The organism is Streptococcus mitis (assembly GCF_003942775.1).
In the GTDB taxonomy this organism is placed as follows: domain Bacteria; phylum Bacillota; class Bacilli; order Lactobacillales; family Streptococcaceae; genus Streptococcus; species Streptococcus mitis_CN.
The window spans coordinates 45,971-64,303 of sequence record NZ_RJNX01000003.1; the positions used below are offsets into that span (position 1 = coordinate 45,971).

19 protein-coding genes are annotated in these 18,333 nt (G+C 41.2%); 15 read left to right on the plus strand and 4 right to left on the minus strand.

Annotated elements, in window-relative coordinates:
• Window positions 1–116 precede the first annotated feature (116 nt).
• From D8848_RS04685 to D8848_RS04705, 5 genes are all read left to right on the plus strand, one after another.
• Window positions 117–512 carry a CopY/TcrY family copper transport repressor gene (locus D8848_RS04685; protein WP_001167205.1) on the plus strand — a complete coding sequence of 132 codons (396 nt, stop codon included), beginning with the start codon at window positions 117–119 and terminating at the stop codon, window positions 510–512.
• Window positions 513–522: 10 nt separating this feature from the next.
• Window positions 523–894 (plus strand): cupredoxin domain-containing protein, encoded by a 372-nt coding sequence (locus D8848_RS04690; RefSeq protein WP_000932060.1) that lies wholly within the window; start codon window positions 523–525, stop codon window positions 892–894.
• A 9-nt stretch (window positions 895–903) separates the two neighbouring features.
• Window positions 904–3,147, plus strand: coding sequence for a heavy metal translocating P-type ATPase (locus D8848_RS04695; RefSeq protein WP_125443037.1), 2,244 nt, complete (start codon window positions 904–906; stop codon window positions 3,145–3,147).
• Window positions 3,148–3,469: 322 nt separating this feature from the next.
• Entirely contained in the window at window positions 3,470–5,245 is a 1,776-nt protein-coding gene (gene spxB / locus D8848_RS04700; RefSeq protein ID WP_125443038.1) for a pyruvate oxidase, read from the plus strand.
• Window positions 5,246–5,399: 154 nt separating this feature from the next.
• Entirely contained in the window at window positions 5,400–5,747 is a 348-nt protein-coding gene (locus D8848_RS04705) for a VOC family protein (RefSeq protein ID WP_125443039.1), read from the plus strand.
• 165 nt (window positions 5,748–5,912) lie between these two features.
• Here the strand turns inward: D8848_RS04705 and D8848_RS04710 are convergent, their stop codons facing one another.
• On the minus strand, window positions 5,913–6,257 hold the full coding sequence (locus D8848_RS04710; RefSeq protein WP_000913393.1) for a lipopolysaccharide assembly protein LapA domain-containing protein: 345 nt from the start codon (window positions 6,255–6,257) through the stop codon (window positions 5,913–5,915).
• Between the two features lie 326 nt (window positions 6,258–6,583).
• On the opposite strand from D8848_RS04710, the gene D8848_RS04715 reads away from it, so the two are divergent.
• The 3 genes from D8848_RS04715 (at window position 6,584) to manA (ending at window position 9,557) form a co-directional block, all read left to right on the plus strand.
• Window positions 6,584–6,844 carry a SemiSWEET family transporter gene (locus tag D8848_RS04715; RefSeq protein ID WP_001291472.1) on the plus strand — a complete coding sequence of 87 codons (261 nt, stop codon included), beginning with the start codon at window positions 6,584–6,586 and terminating at the stop codon, window positions 6,842–6,844.
• A gap of 208 nt (window positions 6,845–7,052) precedes the next feature.
• On the plus strand, window positions 7,053–8,492 hold the full coding sequence (locus D8848_RS04720) for a 6-phospho-beta-glucosidase (RefSeq protein WP_125443040.1): 1,440 nt from the start codon (window positions 7,053–7,055) through the stop codon (window positions 8,490–8,492).
• 120 nt (window positions 8,493–8,612) lie between these two features.
• Window positions 8,613–9,557 carry a mannose-6-phosphate isomerase, class I gene (gene manA / locus D8848_RS04725; RefSeq protein ID WP_125443041.1) on the plus strand — a complete coding sequence of 315 codons (945 nt, stop codon included), beginning with the start codon at window positions 8,613–8,615 and terminating at the stop codon, window positions 9,555–9,557.
• 40 nt (window positions 9,558–9,597) lie between these two features.
• Here manA and D8848_RS04730 read toward each other — a convergent pair whose 3' ends face one another.
• On the minus strand, window positions 9,598–10,938 hold the full coding sequence (locus tag D8848_RS04730; RefSeq protein WP_125443042.1) for a sodium-dependent transporter: 1,341 nt from the start codon (window positions 10,936–10,938) through the stop codon (window positions 9,598–9,600).
• 247 nt (window positions 10,939–11,185) lie between these two features.
• Here D8848_RS04730 and D8848_RS04735 point away from each other — a divergent pair, with 247 nt between their 5' ends.
• Complete coding sequence (locus tag D8848_RS04735) at window positions 11,186–11,926, plus strand: MerR family transcriptional regulator (RefSeq protein WP_004256800.1); 741 nt, start codon at window positions 11,186–11,188, stop codon at window positions 11,924–11,926.
• 41 nt (window positions 11,927–11,967) lie between these two features.
• Here D8848_RS04735 and aao read toward each other — a convergent pair whose 3' ends face one another.
• Together aao and D8848_RS04745 are read right to left on the minus strand one after the other, a co-directional pair.
• A complete protein-coding gene (aao, locus tag D8848_RS04740) occupies window positions 11,968–13,143 on the minus strand; it encodes an aminoacetone oxidase (RefSeq protein ID WP_125443043.1) in 1,176 nt (391 codons plus the stop codon).
• Window positions 13,144–13,200: 57 nt separating this feature from the next.
• The gene (locus D8848_RS04745; protein ID WP_125443044.1) at window positions 13,201–14,046 is read right to left on the minus strand and encodes a DegV family protein; all 846 of its coding nucleotides are present in this window, start codon (window positions 14,044–14,046) and stop codon (window positions 13,201–13,203) included.
• A 124-nt stretch (window positions 14,047–14,170) separates the two neighbouring features.
• Between D8848_RS04745 and D8848_RS04750 the strand changes: the two genes are divergently transcribed.
• From D8848_RS04750 to D8848_RS04780, 6 genes are all read left to right on the plus strand, one after another.
• A complete protein-coding gene (locus D8848_RS04750; RefSeq protein WP_033689037.1) occupies window positions 14,171–14,728 on the plus strand; it encodes a TetR/AcrR family transcriptional regulator in 558 nt (185 codons plus the stop codon).
• An 18-nt stretch (window positions 14,729–14,746) separates the two neighbouring features.
• Window positions 14,747–15,214 carry a deoxycytidylate deaminase gene (locus D8848_RS04755; RefSeq protein WP_000136973.1) on the plus strand — a complete coding sequence of 156 codons (468 nt, stop codon included), beginning with the start codon at window positions 14,747–14,749 and terminating at the stop codon, window positions 15,212–15,214.
• An 88-nt stretch (window positions 15,215–15,302) separates the two neighbouring features.
• Window positions 15,303–15,932 (plus strand): uracil phosphoribosyltransferase, encoded by a 630-nt coding sequence (gene upp / locus D8848_RS04760; RefSeq protein ID WP_095726483.1) that lies wholly within the window; start codon window positions 15,303–15,305, stop codon window positions 15,930–15,932.
• A gap of 173 nt (window positions 15,933–16,105) precedes the next feature.
• Window positions 16,106–16,696, plus strand: a complete 591-nt coding sequence (gene clpP, locus D8848_RS04765) for an ATP-dependent Clp protease proteolytic subunit ClpP (protein WP_125443045.1) — start codon at window positions 16,106–16,108, stop codon at window positions 16,694–16,696.
• 78 nt (window positions 16,697–16,774) lie between these two features.
• A complete protein-coding gene (locus D8848_RS04775) occupies window positions 16,775–17,062 on the plus strand; it encodes a YlbG family protein (protein ID WP_000462127.1) in 288 nt (95 codons plus the stop codon).
• A 66-nt stretch (window positions 17,063–17,128) separates the two neighbouring features.
• Window positions 17,129–18,289, plus strand: a complete 1,161-nt coding sequence (locus D8848_RS04780; protein WP_125443046.1) for an ABC transporter substrate-binding protein — start codon at window positions 17,129–17,131, stop codon at window positions 18,287–18,289.
• Window positions 18,290–18,333: the final 44 nt, after the last annotated feature.

Below are 18,333 nucleotides of genomic sequence, written 5' to 3' on the forward strand. Positions count from 1 at the left end.
CAAATGATTAAAATTCTATTTTTTAAAGAAAAGATTAATTTCATAGTTGACAAATGTAGATTTTTGAAGTATACTAATAACTGTAATCGACAAATGTAGATTTAGGAGGTGTGATTATGCAGATTTCAGATGCAGAATGGCAGGTCATGAAGATTATTTGGATGCAAGGAGAGCAGACCAGTACGGATTTGATCAGGGTTCTGGCGGAGCGGTTCGATTGGTCCAAGTCGACCATTCAAACTCTTTTGGCTCGTCTGGTTGAGAAAGAGTGTCTGACTCGGAAAAAAGAAGGCAAGTCCTTTGTCTATTCAGCCCTTTTAACTTTGGACCAAAGTCGGGATTTACTTGTCCAAGATATCAAGGACAAGGTTTGTTCTCGTAGGATTAAGAACTTGTTGGCTGATTTGATTGCTGAATGTGATTTTACTCAGGCTGACTTGGAAGACTTGGAAGCTGTGATTTCTGAGAAGAAATCAAGCGCTGTAACAGAAGTAAGATGTAATTGTATGTAAAGGAGACGTCATGTTAAATATTATTGTAACCATTGTTTGTATTGCCCTTATCGCGTTTATCTTGTTTTGGTTTTTCAAAAAGCCTGAAAAATCTGGACAAAAGGCCCAGCAAAAAAAGGGCTACCAAGAGATTCGAGTGGAAGTCATGGGGGGCTATACGCCTGAGTTGATTATCCTCAAGAAATCAGTGCCAGCCCGCATTGTCTTTGACCGCAAGGATCCTTCACCATGTTTGGACCAAATTGTTTTTCCAGATTTTGGTGTACATGCGGACCTGCCAATGGGTGAAGAGTATGTAGTGGAAATCACGCCTGAGCAGGCTGGAGAGTATGGTTTCTCTTGTGGCATGAATATGATGCACGGCAAGATGATTGTAGAGTAGGAGGAGACTATGACTGAAATTGTAAAAGCAAGTCTTGAAAATGGTGTTCAAAAAATCCGTATCACGGCAGACAAAGGCTACCATCCAGCCCATATCCAGCTTCAAAAAGGAATTCCAGCTGAGATTACCTTTCATCGTGCAACTCCTTCAAACTGTTATAAGGAAATTCTGTTTGAAGAAGAAGGCATCTTAGAACCAATCGGAGTAGATGAGGAGAAAGTCATTCGTTTTACACCTCAAGAATTGGGTCAACATGAATTTTCTTGTGGCATGAAGATGCAAAAGGGGAGTTATACCGTAGTTGAGAAGACCCGAAAATCTCTATCACTTTTACAGCGTTTTTGGATTACTAGTATCTTTACTGTGCCTCTTGTGATTCTCATGATTGGGATGTCGATAGGAGGAATTAGTCACCAAGTCATGCGTTGGGGCACCTTTTTAGCCACAACACCGATTATGCTAGTAGCAGGTGGTCCTTATATCCAAAGTGCTTGGGCTAGTTTTAAAAAGCACAATGCCAACATGGATACCTTGGTTGCTCTGGGAACCCTAGTGGCCTATTTCTATAGCTTAGTTGCCCTCTTCGCTGGCCTCCCCGTTTACTTTGAAAGTGCTGCATTTATCTTCTTCTTCGTTCTTATGGGAGCCGTTTTTGAGGAGAAAATGCGGAAAAATACTTCCCAAGCTGTGGAGAAATTACTTGACTTGCAGGCTAAAACTGCAGAAGTCTTGCGTGAGGATAACTATGTTCAAGTCCCTTTGGAGCAAGTCAAGGTAGGTGACCTGATTCGAGTGCGTCCCGGTGAAAAGATTGCGGTTGATGGTGTCGTAGTAGAAGGTATCTCTAGTATTGATGAGTCTATGGTGACAGGTGAGAGTCTGCCTGTGGAAAAGACAGTTGGAGATACCGTCATTGGTTCAACCATCAATAATAGTGGAACACTTGTTTTTAGAGCAGAAAAAGTTGGTTCAGAGACTGTTTTGGCTCAGATTGTCGATTTTGTGAAGAAAGCTCAGACAAGTCGTGCGCCGATTCAGGACTTGACGGATAAAATTTCAGGCATTTTTGTCCCAGCAGTTGTCATTTTAGGGATTGTGACCTTTTGGGTTTGGTTCGTCTTGCTCAGGGATAGTGTAGTCGTGCTTGGAGCGAGTTTTGTCTCTTCTCTTCTCTATGGGGTGGCTGTTTTGATTATTGCCTGCCCTTGTGCCTTGGGACTTGCAACACCGACAGCCCTTATGGTGGGGACAGGACGCAGTGCCAAGATGGGGGTTCTCCTCAAAAATGGAACGGTTCTACAGGAAATCCAGAAAGTTCAAACTATCGTCTTTGATAAGACCGGAACTTTGACTGAAGGGAAACCTGTGGTCACAGATATCATCGGCGACGAAGTAGAAGTGCTTGGATTGGCAGCTTCCTTGGAAGAAGCTTCTCAACACCCACTGGCTGAAGCCGTTGTGAAACGAGCGAGTGAAGCTGGACTTGAGCTTCAAACTGTTGAAAATTTCCAAGCCTTGCACGGAAAAGGTGTCTCAGGGCAAATCAATGGAAAACAAGTTCTGCTTGGAAATGCTAAAATGCTGGATGGCATGAACATTTCTAGCACTTATCAAGAAAAACTAGAAGAACTGGAAAAAGAAGCGAAGACAGTTGTTTTCTTGGCTGTGAACAATGAAATCAAAGGCTTGCTTGCTCTGCAAGATATTCCTAAGGAAAATGCTAAGCTTGCCATCAGTCAGTTGAAAAAACGAGGTCTTAAAACAGTCATGCTGACAGGAGACAATGCAGGTGTGGCGCGTGCTATTGCCGATCAGATCGGAATCGAAGAGGTCATTGCAGGTGTCTTACCAGAAGAAAAAGCCCATGAAATCCATAAACTACAAGCGACTGGAAAAGTAGCCTTTGTTGGGGACGGTATCAATGACGCTCCTGCCCTCAGTGTAGCAGATGTGGGGATTGCTATGGGAGCTGGAACGGATATCGCTATCGAGTCAGCAGATTTGGTGTTGACAACCAATAACCTCCTAGGCGTGGTTCGTGCCTTTGACATGAGTAAGAAAACCTTTAATCGAATTCTGCTCAATCTTTTCTGGGCCTTTATCTACAATGTCGCCGGAATTCCGATTGCAGCAGGAGTCTTTTCTGGTGTTGGACTGGCCCTCAATCCAGAACTAGCTGGTCTAGCCATGGCCTTTAGTTCTGTATCTGTTCTGACTAGTTCACTCTTACTAAACTTTAGTAAAATAGATTAAAAGCGGGCTTGCTCGCTTTTTATACTCTTCAAAAATCTCTTCAAACCACGTCAGCTTTATCTGCAACCTCAAAGCTGTGTTTTGAGCAACCTGCGGCTAGCTTTCTAGTTAGTTCTTTGATTTTCATTGAGTATTATAAAACAGAAACTAAAAACGTTTTCAAACTGTACTGTAATAGAGAATAAAAACTTCTGAGCAGATTCTTAGTAAAGTCAAAATAAATGTGATAAATTAGTATTGTAAAAATTTACTGAAACGTTTTCAAAAACTATATGAAACCTTTTTTAGTAGATTTAAAAATATTTGAAGGAGAGTTATCATTATGACTCAAGGGAAAATTACTGCATCTGCAGCAATGCTTAACGTATTGAAAACATGGGGCGTAGACACAATCTACGGTATCCCATCAGGAACACTCAGCTCATTGATGGACGCTTTGGCTGAAGACAAAGATATCCGCTTCTTGCAAGTTCGCCACGAAGAAACAGGTGCTCTTGCAGCGGTTATGCAAGCTAAATTCGGCGGCTCAATCGGGGTTGCAGTTGGTTCAGGTGGTCCAGGTGCGACTCACTTGATTAACGGTGTTTACGATGCAGCTATGGATAACACTCCATTCCTAGCAATCCTTGGATCACGTCCAGTTAATGAATTGAACATGGATGCTTTCCAAGAATTGAACCAAAACCCAATGTACAACGGTATCGCTGTATATAACAAACGTGTAGCTTACGCTGAGCAATTGCCAAAAGTTATTGACGAAGCTTGCCGTGCTGCAGTTTCTAAAAAAGGTCCAGCTGTTGTTGAAATCCCAGTAAACTTCGGTTTCCAAGAAATCGACGAAAACTCTTACTATGGATCTGGTTCATACGAACGTTCATTCATCGCTCCTGCTTTGAACGAAGTTGAAATCGACAAAGCTGTTGAAATCTTGAACAATGCTGAACGTCCAGTTATCTATGCTGGTTACGGTGGTGTTAAAGCTGGTGAAGTGATCACTGAATTGTCACGTAAAATCAAAGCACCAATCATCACAACTGGTAAAAACTTTGAAGCTTTCGAATGGAACTATGAAGGTTTGACAGGTTCTGCTTACCGTGTTGGTTGGAAACCAGCCAACGAAGTGGTCTTTGAAGCAGACACAGTTCTTTTCCTTGGTTCAAACTTCCCATTTGCTGAAGTTTACGAAGCATTCAAGAATACTGAAAAATTCATCCAAGTGGATATCGACCCTTACAAACTTGGTAAACGTCATGCCCTTGACGCTTCAATCCTTGGTGACGCAGGTCAAGCAGCTAAAGCAATCCTTGACAAAGTGAATCCAGTTGAATCTACTCCATGGTGGCGTGCAAACGTTAAGAACAACCAAAACTGGCGTGATTACATGAACAAAATCGAAGGTAAAACTGAGGGTGAATTGCAATTGTATCAAGTTTACAATGCAATCAACAAACATGCTGATCAAGACGCTATCTACTCAATCGACGTAGGTGACACTACTCAAACATCTACTCGTCACCTTCACATGACACCTAAGAACATGTGGCGTACATCTCCACTCTTTGCGACAATGGGTATTGCCCTTCCTGGTGGTATCGCTGCTAAGAAAGACAATCCAGATCGCCAAGTATGGAACATCATGGGTGACGGTGCATTCAACATGTGCTACCCAGACGTTATCACAAACGTTCAATACGACCTTCCAGTTATCAACGTTGTCTTCTCAAATGGTAAATATGCCTTCATCAAGGACAAATACGAAGACACAAACAAACACTTGTTTGGTTGTGACTTCCCTAATGCTGACTATGCGAAAATCGCTGAAGCTCAAGGAGCTGTTGGATTTACAGTTGACCGTATCGAAGACATCGATGCAGTTGTTGCAGAAGCTGTTAAATTGAACAAAGAAGGTAAAACTGTTGTTATCGATGCTCGCATCACTCAACACCGTCCACTTCCAGTAGAAGTACTTGAATTGGATCCAAAACTTCACTCAGAAGAAGCAATCAAAGCCTTCAAGGAAAAATACGAAGCAGAAGAACTCGTACCATTCCGCCTCTTCTTGGAAGAAGAAGGGTTGCAATCACGCGCAATTAAATAATTTCTCTCGTCGAAAATCAAATGTAAACTGCGTTATCTTCACCTTGCCGTACTCCAGTACTGCCTGCGGTTTGATGCCTTGTTTATTCTTTGATTTTCATAGAGAGAAACTTGAAAAGATCGGAGCAATCCGGTATTTTTATGGAGGATAGTAAATGAATTTAAATCAATTAGATATTATCGTTTCAGATGTTCCTCAAGTCTGTGCTGACTTGGAGCATATTTTGGATAAAAAGTCCGATTATGTTGACAACAGTTTTGCTCAGTTTACGATTGGTAGTCACTGTCTCATGTTGTCTCAAAATCATTTGATTCCTTTGGAAGATTTTCAGTCAGGAATCATTCTTCATATCGAGGTTGAGGATGTAGACCAGAATTACCAACGGTTGAAAGAACTTGGTATCCAGGTTTTAAACGGACCAACTGTAACCGATTGGGGAACAGAGTCCTTATTAGTTAAAGGGCCTGCTGGTCTAGTGATTGATTTTTATCGTATGAAGTAGGTAATTCTATTATCAAATTTTTTATCTAAACATTCTTGGAGTGAAACTTAAAAAGATCGGAGCAATTCGATCTTTTTTGTATTTATGCGACTTTCAGTCCGTCTCGCTCCGTTAGGTGCGAGACAAAAAACCACCCGTTTTCACGGGTGGTTATGATTTCTACACTTATTGTTTGGCTTCCTGTTTTAATTGTTGCACCTGTTCCTCGTACTGGACAAGCTCCCTGTCTTTTATATTGATAGTCGCTTCTGCTTCAGCAATGCGGCTTCTCAGATCTTGAGTCTTGTTATGGTGATAGCTAATACCAATAGCACTACCAGCAATGATCCCGATTACTAGACAAGTAAAAATCACCAAAATCAAGGGAGCAGATAGTTGTGTAAAGACAAGACTGACAGTTACTGTTTGACGATTGAGTAGACCAAATGAGATCACAATGACTAATAAGCTCAAACCGCCAATTAGATAAGCCTTATCTTTCAGTGACAATTCATTAAATTTTTTTAGCATAAGTTCCTTTTCTCCTGACTATGTTGATAGAAAACTACACACCATTTAGGTATTAACAAAATTCATTTTACTAGAAAATTTCGATACTGTCAATAATTTCTAACGGCTTATTTACCATCAATCAATCGATTCATTGAAAAGGAGTATTCATTTTCTAATATTTGATTGAGTAAACAGAACGGAGCAATTCGGTCTTTTTTCTGTTCCCTCTTTCTTATAACAAGATTGTGATAGTTTATATCTTTATAACAAAAGTTTTAAAGACTTGATTGTTTTGAAAGAATATTTTAAAATAAGATTCAGTAAAAATGAAAGAGGTTTTGAAAATGTCTGAAAAACAAATGAAAATTTTAGGTTGGGTAGCGACCTTTATGTCTGTTATGATGTATGTGTCTTACTTCCCACAAATCATGAACAATCTGGCTGGTCAAAAAGGAAATTTCATCCAGCCCTTGGTTGCTGCCATCAACTGTAGTCTCTGGGTTTACTACGGTCTTTTCAAAAAAGAAAGAGATATCCCCCTTGCAGCAGCTAATGCACCAGGTATTATTTTTGGACTAGTGACGGTTATTACAGCTTTGATTTAAAAGGAACAGAGGAGACTAGTTTTCAGTCTTCTTTTTTGTTTCAGGGGAGGCTATTTACTTTTTCTAGAGGATAATTTTTTAAAAAACAATCTGATAAACTTAAATAGTAGAATAGTATCAGTATGTCACAGTATTTTATAAGAAAAGGTTTACAGAATAAGTTATAATATAAGTAAATGAACAAGCAAATAAGAAAGTGAGTAGAGTTATGACCGAAAAACTGACTTTTCCGGATGGTTTCTTGTGGGGCGGAGCGACAGCTGCCAACCAGTGTGAGGGTGCTTATAATTTAGAAGGTCGTGGATTGGCGAATGTGGATGTCGTCCCCATCGGTCCAGATCGTGAAGCCATTATCACAGGTCAGAAAAAGATGTTTTCGTTTGAGGAGGGCTATTTTTACCCAGCCAAGCAAGCTATTGATATGTACCATCATTACAAGGAAGATATTGCCCTTTTTGCGGAAATGGGCTTTAAGACTTATCGTCTATCCATTGCTTGGACTCGGATTTTTCCTAAGGGCGACGAAACAGTGCCAAATGAAGCTGGTCTAGCCTTTTATGAGGATTTATTTAAGGAATGTCATAAGTATGGGATTGAACCTCTGGTGACTATCACTCATTTCGACTGTCCTATGCACTTGATTACAGAGTACGGTGGTTGGCGCAATCGTCGGATGTTAGACTTCTATGAAAAACTTTGTCGCACACTCTTTACCCGCTATAAGGGTTTGGTCAAATATTGGCTTACCTTCAACGAAATCAACATGATTCTCCATGCCCCCTTTATGGGAGCTGGGCTCTGTTTTGAAGAAGGAGAAAATCAAGAACTGGTTAAATATCAGGCTGCACACTATGAGTTGGTAGCTTCAGCTCTTGCGACAAAGATTGCCCACGAAATTGACCCAGAAAATAAGGTGGGATGTATGTTGGCTGCAGGGCAATACTATCCTAACACAGCCCATCCAAGAGACTACTGGGCAGCCATGGAGGAAGACCGCAAGAGTTACTTCTTCATTGATGTTCAAGCGCGTGGGGAATACCCAAACTACGCCAAGAAGCAGTGGGAGCGTGAGCGAATCGAGATTCAAATGACTGCAGAAGATTTAGAGTTGTTGAAGGACAATACTGTTGACTTTGTTTCCTTCTCTTACTATGCAAGTCTAGTAGCCTCAGGTGATCCAGAAGTTAAAGAATTAACTGCTGGAAATATCTTTGCCTCTCTCAAAAATCCTTATCTTGAATCCTCAGAATGGGGATGGCAGATTGACCCACTTGGTCTTCGTATCACCCTCAATGCTATCTGGGATCGTTACCAAAAGCCAATGTTCATCGTGGAAAACGGTCTAGGTGCTATGGATACACCGGATGAGAATGGTCATGTAGCAGATGACTATCGGATTGCTTACTTAGAGGCTCATATCAAGGCCATGCGAGATGCCATTTACCAAGATGGCGTTGACTTGCTTGGTTATACGACTTGGGGCTGTATCGATCTGGTTTCAGCTGGAACAGGCGAAATGAACAAGCGCTATGGCTTTATCTATGTAGATCGAGATAATGCTGGTCATGGAAGCCTCAAACGTAGCAAGAAGAAGTCCTTTTACTGGTACAAGGATGTCATTGCCAGAAATGGTGCAAGTATTGAGTAAAGCACATTTGTTCACTATTTTTATAAAATCTTCTCCCTACTTTATAATATGTGAAAAAGAGTTCAATTAGATGGAGCTTTTTGCTATAATGAGGGGAGAAAAATCAGACAGGAGAATATGATGTCAGAACCATTATTTTTACAATCAGTTATGCAAGAAAAAATTTGGGGTGGTACCAAGCTACGTGATGAGTTTGGATACGACATCCCAAGTGAAAAAATCGGAGAATATTGGGCCATCTCAGCCCATCCAAATGGAGTCTCTAAAGTTGCCAATGGTCGCTTTGAAGGAACAGACCTAGCAACTTTGTATGCAGAGCACCGTGAATTGTTTGGCAATCGTCCAGAACCTGTATTTCCGCTTTTGACCAAAATCCTCGATGCCAACGACTGGCTCAGTGTTCAAGTTCATCCAGACGATGCATATGGGTTAGAACATGAAGGTGAGCTAGGGAAAACAGAGTGCTGGTACATCATCGCTGCGGATGAAGGTTCAGAGATTATCTACGGTCACAATGCCAAGTCAAAAGAAGAACTCCGTCAGCAAATAGAGGATAAGAACTGGGATGCCTTGCTTACCAAAGTGCCTGTTAAAGCTGGAGATTTCTTCTATGTGCCAAGTGGCACCATGCACGCCATCGGAGCAGGTATCTTGATTCTTGAAACCCAGCAGTCTAGTGACACCACCTATCGTGTCTATGACTTTGACCGTAAGGATGATAATGGTAACTTGCGTGAACTTCACCTTGAAAAATCCATTGATGTCTTGAACATTGGTGAGCCTGCAAATAGCCGTCCTGTAACTGTTAAAGCAGATGATTTGCGTTCCACTCTCCTTGTATCCAATGATTTCTTTGTAGTTTACAAGTGGGAAATTACTGGAAAAGTTGACTTCGAAAAGACAGCTGACTACAGCTTGTTTAGTGTCTTAGCTGGTCAAGGTCAACTGACTGTTGACGGAAAAAACTATCCAATCCAAAAAGGTAGCCACTTTATCCTACCAAGTGATGTTGAAGCTTGGACCTTGGAAGGACAAGATTTGGAATTGATTGTTAGCCATCCATAAAAAAGAAAGGGCCTGAGTTCATTACTCAAGTCCTTTTTGATTACATAAATTGGGCGATAAAGACCACGATGATGATGATTGGAATGATGAAACGAAGAAGGAAGAGCCAGACTTGGAACAGTCCCTGTTTCCATGCTCTTTCATCGAGATGGAGTTCCTCCATTGCAAGAGCCTTTTTAAAGATATAGCCTGTAAAAAGTGAAAGGCAGAGAGCTCCAAATGGCATAAGGAGATTGGAAACCAAGAAGTCCATAGCGTCAAAGAAGGTTTTACCAAAAATGTGAACATCTGCCATGACACCGTAAGATAGGGCTGAAGGAATTCCAAAGACAAAGGTCAAAATTCCTAAAATGGCACTCCACATGGCACGCTTGCTGTTGTCCTGATTGGTGATGTTGCCCACATTGATTTCTAGCATGACGACTGAAGAAGTGACTGTCGCAAAGAGGAAGAGCAGGAGGAAGAGGATGTAGAAAATGGTTCCAAAAGGCATCTTGTCAAAGAGTTGAGGCAAGACGATAAAGAGCAGGCTTGGTCCACCTTCAGATTGGATGTTGAAGGCTGACATAGCAGGGAAAATGGCTAGACCTGCCATGATGGACACCGAGATGTTCATTGCTACGATAGAAATTCCTGACTGGACTAGATTGGTTTTCTTATCCAAATAAGAAGCATAGGTCAGCATGGCTGTAACCCCTAGTGAGAGGGCAAAGAAAGATTGTCCCAGAGCATATAGGAGACCAGCACTGGTCAGTTTTGAAAAGTCTGGTTTGAGGAAGTAAAGAACGCCTTCCATGGAATTTGGCAAACTGAGGGAGCGTCCAATGATGACGACAAAGATGATAAAGAGCAGGGGCATCATGACCTTAGATGCTCTTTCAATCCCTTTTTGAACACCACGTGATACAATAAAGATATTCAGTAAGATAAAGGCAGCTTGAGCCCCTAGGGCAATGGCTGGATTTGAAATGATTGAAGTAAATAACTGAGCATAATCACCCGTTCCACCAAGTTGGAACAATTTTCCAAACTCAATGCCTAGATAGACTAAAATCCATCCTCCAATAACACTGTAGAAAGATAAGAGGATAAAAAGGGCAAAAGCACCAATCCAACCGATAAAGTTGTACTTACTATTCTTGCCTAGTTTTCCAAAGGTTTTGATAGCTGAAACACCAGCGCTTCGGCCGAGGGCAAATTCAGCTAGCAAAAGAGGGAAACCGATTAAAATAGTGGAGATGAGAAAGACCAGTAAAAAGCCTCCTCCACCATTAGCAGCAGTCATGTAAGGGAATTTCCAAACGGCACCAAGTCCGATGGCTGAACCAGCAGATGCTAGGATAAAGCCCAGTTTAGAACCCCATTGCGATTTTTCAGACATAGTTAAACTCCTAAAATTAGTGTTACAAAAGAAAAAGCTACTGCCCTTGGCAAATAGCCTCATCAGTACTCAAGATGAGCGTTTCTTTTGATTGATAGACTTGACTATCCTATCATGTTTTCTAAGGCCTGTCAAGAAAACCATTTTCAAGCTTTTAGACCTTTCTTTAACAGTTTAAAAAATCTCATAAAAACACTTGACTCTGACCTAAGGGGAGGGGTTATACTATTAGTGGAAGGAGGAAATCATGTACCATATAAAAGAAGCTGCCCAGCTTTCAGGTGTCTCTGTCAAGACCCTGCACCACTACGACAAGATAGGCCTTCTGGTCCCTTTAAAGTCAGAAAACGGATATCGAACTTACAGTCAAGAGGATTTGGAACGCCTTCAGGTCATTCTTTACTACAAATATCTAGGTTTTTCTTTGGAAAAAATAGCAGAGCTGTTAAAGGAAGATAGATCAGATTTGTTGCCTCACTTGACCAGACAGTTGGACTATTTGACCAGAGAAAGGCAACATCTGGATACCTTGATTTCAACCTTGCAAAAAACCATTCAAGAACAAAAAGGAGAAAGAGAAATGAGCATTGAGGAAAAATTCGCTGGATTTAACTACCAAGACCATCAAAAATACCACCAAGAGGCGGTAGAGAAATATGGACAAGAAGTCATGGACCAAGCGCTGGAGCGCCAGAAAGGTCACGAAAACGAGGCTACAGCTGCCTTCAACCAAGTTTTTCAAGCTTTGGCACAAAATCTTCAAGCTGGTCTACCTGTAACAGCAACAGAAAACCAAGAAGAAGCTGCCAAACTCTTGCAAGCCATCCGTACTTATGGATTTGACTGCTCTATTGAGGTATTCGGTCACATCGGTAAAGGCTACGTCTACAACCCAGAATTTAAGGAAAACATTGACAAATTTGGACCTGGAACAGCCCAGTACACATCAGATGTGATTGCCCACTATGTCCAAACTCAGACAAAATAAAATCGGAGGAGTATTCTTCCGATTTTTCTACTATAGAGTTTTTAATCATAATGCAGGCTTCCCGCCACCCAGCCGGTGCAGAGGGCAGAAGTGATGTTAAAGCCACCTGTGTGGGCGTTGATATCCAGTACCTCACCAGCAAAGTGGAGTCCAGAAACTAGCTTACTTTCCAGAGTTTTGGGATTGATTTCCTTGAGACTGACACCCCCTTTGGTAACAAAGGACTTGGCCAGGGACATTTTGCCAGTCACAGGGATTTTGAGGGCCTTGATAGACTGGAGAAGTTGTTCTCGTTCCTTTTCAGTCAGTTGTTTGACTTTTTCAGGATAGCCTTGCACAAAAAATTCTGCTAAGCGTTCTGGAAGCAAAGTTTTTAAAGCATTTTTCAAGGATTTTTCCCGATTTTCTTCTAGAAAAGCAGCTAAGTCCTTCTCAGAAAGTTGAGGCAAAACATCTAGCGAGAGAACCTCCCCACCCTTGACAAAGCTAGACATACGCAGAGCAGCAGGACCCGACAAACCAAAGTGGGTAAAGAGCAGATCGTGAGTAATGACATGCTTACCATAGCTTAGGGTTACATCGTCCAGAGAAATTCCTTGAAGCGCCTTGTGTGGAAAATCTGTCAACAAAGGACTTTCAGCGGCTTCAAGCTCAGTAATGGTGTGTTTAAAATGACGGGCAATCTCATGTCCAAAACCAGTTGAGCCAGTGGAAGGGTAGGATTTTCCGCCAGTTGTGACAATAAGTTTATCGCAAGTGAAGCTTTGGTCTATGGATTTAAGGACAAACTGGTTGTCGATTTTTTTAACCGAAACAATTTCGGTTTGAGTAGCAACTTGGCCGCCTAGCTCAGTGATTTTCTTTTCTAAAGCTTCGATAATGGTTCGAGATTTGTCGCTGGCCGGAAAGACGCGGCCGTGGTCTTCGACCTTAAGTTTAACACCATTTTCTGTAAAAAAGTTAATGATATCATGGTTATCAAATTGGGAGAAGACACTATAGAGAAAGCGCCCATTTCCAGGAATTCCAGCTAGTAGGTCGTCCAAGCTACCATTGTTGGTCACATTGCAACGTCCCCCACCAGTCCCAGCTAATTTTTTTCCAAGTTTCCGATTTTTTTCGATGAGGAGGGTTTTCTGTCCATAAAAGCTACTGGAAATCGTAGCCATCATGCCAGCAGGACCTCCACCGATGACGATAGTATCAAAATGTTTCATAGCTCTATTGTACCACAAAAAACAAGAGATGATGGTCACCTCTTGTCAAGAATGCAATTAATCAATTTCATATCCCATCAGCAAACCGCCATCTTCCGCATAAAAACTGCAGAGACCAGATGTTGGGAGAATTTTAATATCCGCCTGTGGGAAATTTTCACGGATTCGGTCTGAAAGCTGTTGGCAACATTTCTCGTTATTGCGTTGGGCCATGACAATACGGCCACCAGCATATCCAGCTTTTATTAACTCCTCATAGGCTGCCTGAATCGATTTCTTTGCTCCTCTTGCTTTTTGTAGCAATTCGAGGGTTCCGGTTTCACTAGCTTCTCCGACCATACGGATGTTGAGAAGCCCAACGACCGTACCGATAAGTTTGCTCAAACGGCCGTTTTTTACCAAGTTATCGACTTTGGCTAGAACAAAGAGCAACTTGGTTTTTTCTTGATAGGCAGTGATAGCTTCAACCACTTCTTCAAAAGATAAGCCTTGGTCAATCAAGTCATTTAACTTTTCTACGAGTAAGTCAACTTCCCCGCCAGCAGACAAACTATCAATCACATGAATCTTAGTGTCAGGATGATCTTCCAGATAAATATTCTTGGCCAGTTGAGCACTATTGTGACTGCCAGAAAGAGTACCTGTGATAGTTACTAGGAAAATGTTTTTGGCTCCTTCAAATGCTCGCAAATAGTCATCTGGACTTGGACAAGCTGATTTTGAAGCTTCTGCAGTGGCATACATGGTTTCCATCATTTGGTCAATGTCAAGATTGGCATCATCAACAAAGACTTGATCAGCTACTTGAATGGTTAAGGGCACACTTACAAAGGTCGTGTCAATAGCTGGTGTTGCCAGCTGACGATAATCACAACCAGAGTCAGCAATAATCTTCCAAGTCATAGAAATTCTCCATCTTTGTCAGTTATACATTGACAAAGGTTCTGTCTTTTTTTACAATTATATCATGAAAGCCCTTGAAACAAAAGCCTCATCCGTCTGTTGTGACAAGTAGAAAGAAAATGTTATGTCTGAACGTAGAATCTCTGAAAAGTCTCTTGAAAATCTCAGAAAATCAAACCAAGAATCCAATTTATTAACTAGAGAAGCCATCGAAACAGCCCTCTTGCAACTCTTGGAAAAAAAGGACCTGACCAAGATTAGTATTTCTGAATTGGTCAAACGTGCAGGCGTTTCGCGTGCGGCCTTTTATCGTAATTATGATTCCAAAGAAGAGATTTTAGAGAGCGTCTTTAAGCGAACTGTCCACAATATTATGGAACAGTTGCATCATTATGATTTAAAGACAGACCTTTATCTGATCTGGGTTCACCTTTTCCGAGAAGCAAGAAAGGAAGCCAGAGTGATTCAATTGGCCTTAGATTACCATCTGGAAAAAATCTTTGTCCAAGCCATGCAGGAATTTTTAGAAAAATACCATGGAAAATCAAAAGGTGTCAGCTCTTATCTTCATTCCTTTTGGAGCTCGGCTATCGTCTCTGTCCTTCTAAAATGGATCAAGGATGGCATGAAGGTACCAGCTGAAAAGATTGCGGATTTAGGATTACCATTTTTTAAAAAATAGAGAAAAAGGAGAAAAGAGATGACTGAAAAAAGACTGGCCTGGGATGAGTATTTTGCAGCCCAAGCCCTACTAATTGCCAATCGTTCCACTTGTAAACGTGCCAAAGTGGGCGCAATTCTGGTTAAGGATAATAAGGTGATTTCCACTGGTTACAATGGTTCAGTGTCAGGAACCGAGCATTGTATTGATCACGAATGTCTGGTCATCGAAGGCCACTGTGTTCGCACCCTTCACGCTGAGGTCAATGCTATCCTTCAAGGTGCAGAACGTGGTGTTCCTAAAGGCTTTACAGCCTATGTGACCCATTTTCCTTGTCTGAACTGTACAAAACAATTGCTTCAGGTCGGTTGTAAGCGCGTGGTTTATATCAACCAGTACCGAATGGATGACTACGCCCAATACCTCTATCAAGAAAAGGGAACAGAATTGACTCATTTACCACTTGAGACAGTACAGGCCGCTCTTAAAGAGGCTGATCTAATGTAAAAATTATCAAAAATAAATGGTTTAGAAAGATTTTTAAACCGTTTTTTGGTATAATAAGAAGAATAAATTGAAAGAAGGAATTCCAAAAATGGGAAAAATTGAAGTTATTAATCATCCATTGATTCAACACAAATTGTCAATCTTGCGTCGTACAGATACTTCTACAAAAGCTTTCCGTGAGCTAGTAGATGAGATTGCAATGTTGATGGGGTATGAAGTACTTCGTGATCTTCCACTAGAAGATGTGGAAATCGAAACACCAATTACAAAAACAGTTCAAAAACAATTGGCTGGTAAGAAATTGGCCATCGTTCCAATCTTACGTGCAGGTATCGGGATGGTTGATGGTCTCTTGAGCTTGGTTCCAGCTGCTAAAGTTGGCCACATCGGTATGTACCGTGATGAAGAAACCCTTCAACCAGTTGAGTACTTGGTGAAATTGCCTGAGGACATTGACCAACGTCAAATTTTTGTAGTAGACCCAATGTTGGCAACAGGTGGTTCAGCAATCTTGGCTGTTGATTCCCTTAAAAAACGTGGCGCATCAAATATCAAATTTGTCTGCCTCGTATCTGCACCAGAAGGTGTTAAAGCCCTTCAAGAAGCTCATCCAGATGTAGAAATCTTTACAGCAGCCTTGGATGAATGCTTGAACGAACACGGTTATATCGTTCCAGGTCTTGGGGATGCTGGAGACCGCTTGTTCGGTACGAAATAAAATCGAAAAGAAGAATGAATTGGAAAAGAATTTCCAGTCGTGAAAGGAGGTTGAATTTTTGTTTCTGTCTGATGAAAACAGAGCAAAAATTTGACCTTTTTTGACCAAGATATTATAATAGTCTTATCTTCAGTCATTTGACCAACAAAATTAAAACTCAAAAGGAGAATTGAATGATTCCTGTAGTTATTGAACAAACAAGCCGTGGAGAACGTTCCTACGATATTTACTCACGTCTTCTTAAAGACCGCATCATTATGCTGACAGGTCCAGTTGAAGACAATATGGCTAACTCTGTTATTGCCCAGTTGCTTTTCTTGGATGCCCAAGATAGTACAAAAGATATTTACCTTTATGTCAATACACCTGGTGGTTCTGTTTCAGCTGGTTTGGCAATCGTTGATACTATGAACTTTATCAAGGCAGATGTCCAAACTATCGTTATGGGGATGGCTGCATCTATGGGGACTGTCATCGCGTCAAGTGGAGCAAAAGGCAAACGTTTCATGCTTCCAAATGCAGAGTATATGATCCACCAACCAATGGGTGGTACAGGTGGTGGTACTCAACAAACCGATATGGCGATTGCTGCAGAACACTTGCTCAAAACTCGTAACATCTTGGAAAAAATCTTGGCTGACAATTCAGGTCAGTCAATCGAAAAAGTCCATGCAGATGCAGAACGCGATAATTGGATGAGCGCCCAAGAAACACTTGAATATGGCTTTATTGATGAAATCATGGCCAACAATTCATTGAATTAATGATGATAGAAGGCAAACTCGACTGGGTTTGCTTTTTTTGGTATAATAGGGAGAGATTTCTTAGAAAGAGGATTTACCATGTTTGAAAAAGTCAATCGATCTGGCTTGATTATCTATCTTTACTATAATCGTGATGCCAAAAAACTGCAGGATTATGGAGATATTACCTATCATTCCAAGAAACATCGTTACTTACAGCTTTATGTTCCAACTCAAGAAGTGGAGCAATTGGTCGGGCGCTTGAGCAAGGAAAAATTTATAAAAAAAGTCAGAGTTTGTCATATCCAAGAGCTGGAAACACCCTTTGTGGGCAATCTTTATCGAGAGGAAAACGTTATCATTGAAAAAGTTCAAGAAAAGTGTTGACAATTTTCTGATAATTCGGTATATTCTTAACATGCTATTTATTTAAGAAATAAGGAGACAAAAAAGATGAAGAAAAAATTTGCCCTATCGTTTGTGGCGCTTGCAAGTGTAGCACTTCTTGCAGCCTGTGGAGAAGTGAAGTCTGGAGCGTCAAACGCTGCTGGTAACTCAGTAGATGAAAAGACAATCAAAATCGGATTTAACTTCGAAGAAACTGGTGCCGTAGCAGCCTACGGAACATCTGAACAAAAAGGTGCCCAACTTGCCGTTGATGAAATCAATGCAGCAGGTGGTATCGATGGAAAACAAATCGAAGTAGTTGATAAAGATAACAAGTCTGAAACAGCTGAGGCGGCTTCAGTAACAACTAACCTTGTAACCCAATCTAAAGTATCAGCAATCGTAGGACCTGCGACATCTGGTGCGACTGCAGCTGCGGTGGCTAACGCTACAAAAGCAGGTGTTCCATTGATTTCGCCAAGTGCGACGCAAGATGGATTGACTAAAGGTCAAGATTACCTCTTTATCGGAACTTTCCAAGATAGCTTCCAAGGAAAAATTATCTCAAACTATGTTTCTGATAAATTGAAAGCTAAGAAAGTTGTTCTTTACACTGACAATGCCAGCGACTATGCTAAAGGTATTGCCAAAGCCTTCCGTGAAGCTTACAAAGGTGAAATCGTTGCAGATGAAACTTTCGTAGCAGGTGACACAGACTTCCAAGCAGCCCTTACAAAAATGAAAGGGAAAGACTTTGATGCTATCATCGTCCCAGGTTACTACACTGAAGCTGGTAAAATTGTAAACCAAGCGCGTGGTATGGGAATTGACAAACCAATCGTTGGTGGTGATGGATTCAACGGTGAAGAGTTTGTACAGCAAGCAACTGCTGAAAAAGCATCAAACATCTACTTTATCTCAGGCTTCTCAACTACTGTAGAAGTTTCAGCTAAAGCAAAAGCCTTCCTTGACGCATACCGTGCTAAGTATAATGAAGAGCCTTCAACATTTGCAGCCTTGGCTTATGATTCAGTTCACCTTGTAGCAAACGCAGCAAAAGGTGCTAAAAACTCTGGTGAAATCAAGGATAACCTTGCTAAAACAAAAGATTTTGAAGGTGTAACTGGTCAAACAAGCTTTGATGCAGACCACAACACAGTCAAAACTGCTTACATGATGACCATGAACAATGGTAAGGTTGAAGCAGCAGAAGTTGTAAAACCATAATAGAAAATGTTGAAATAGGGAATGAGCCTTTGACTCACTCCCTG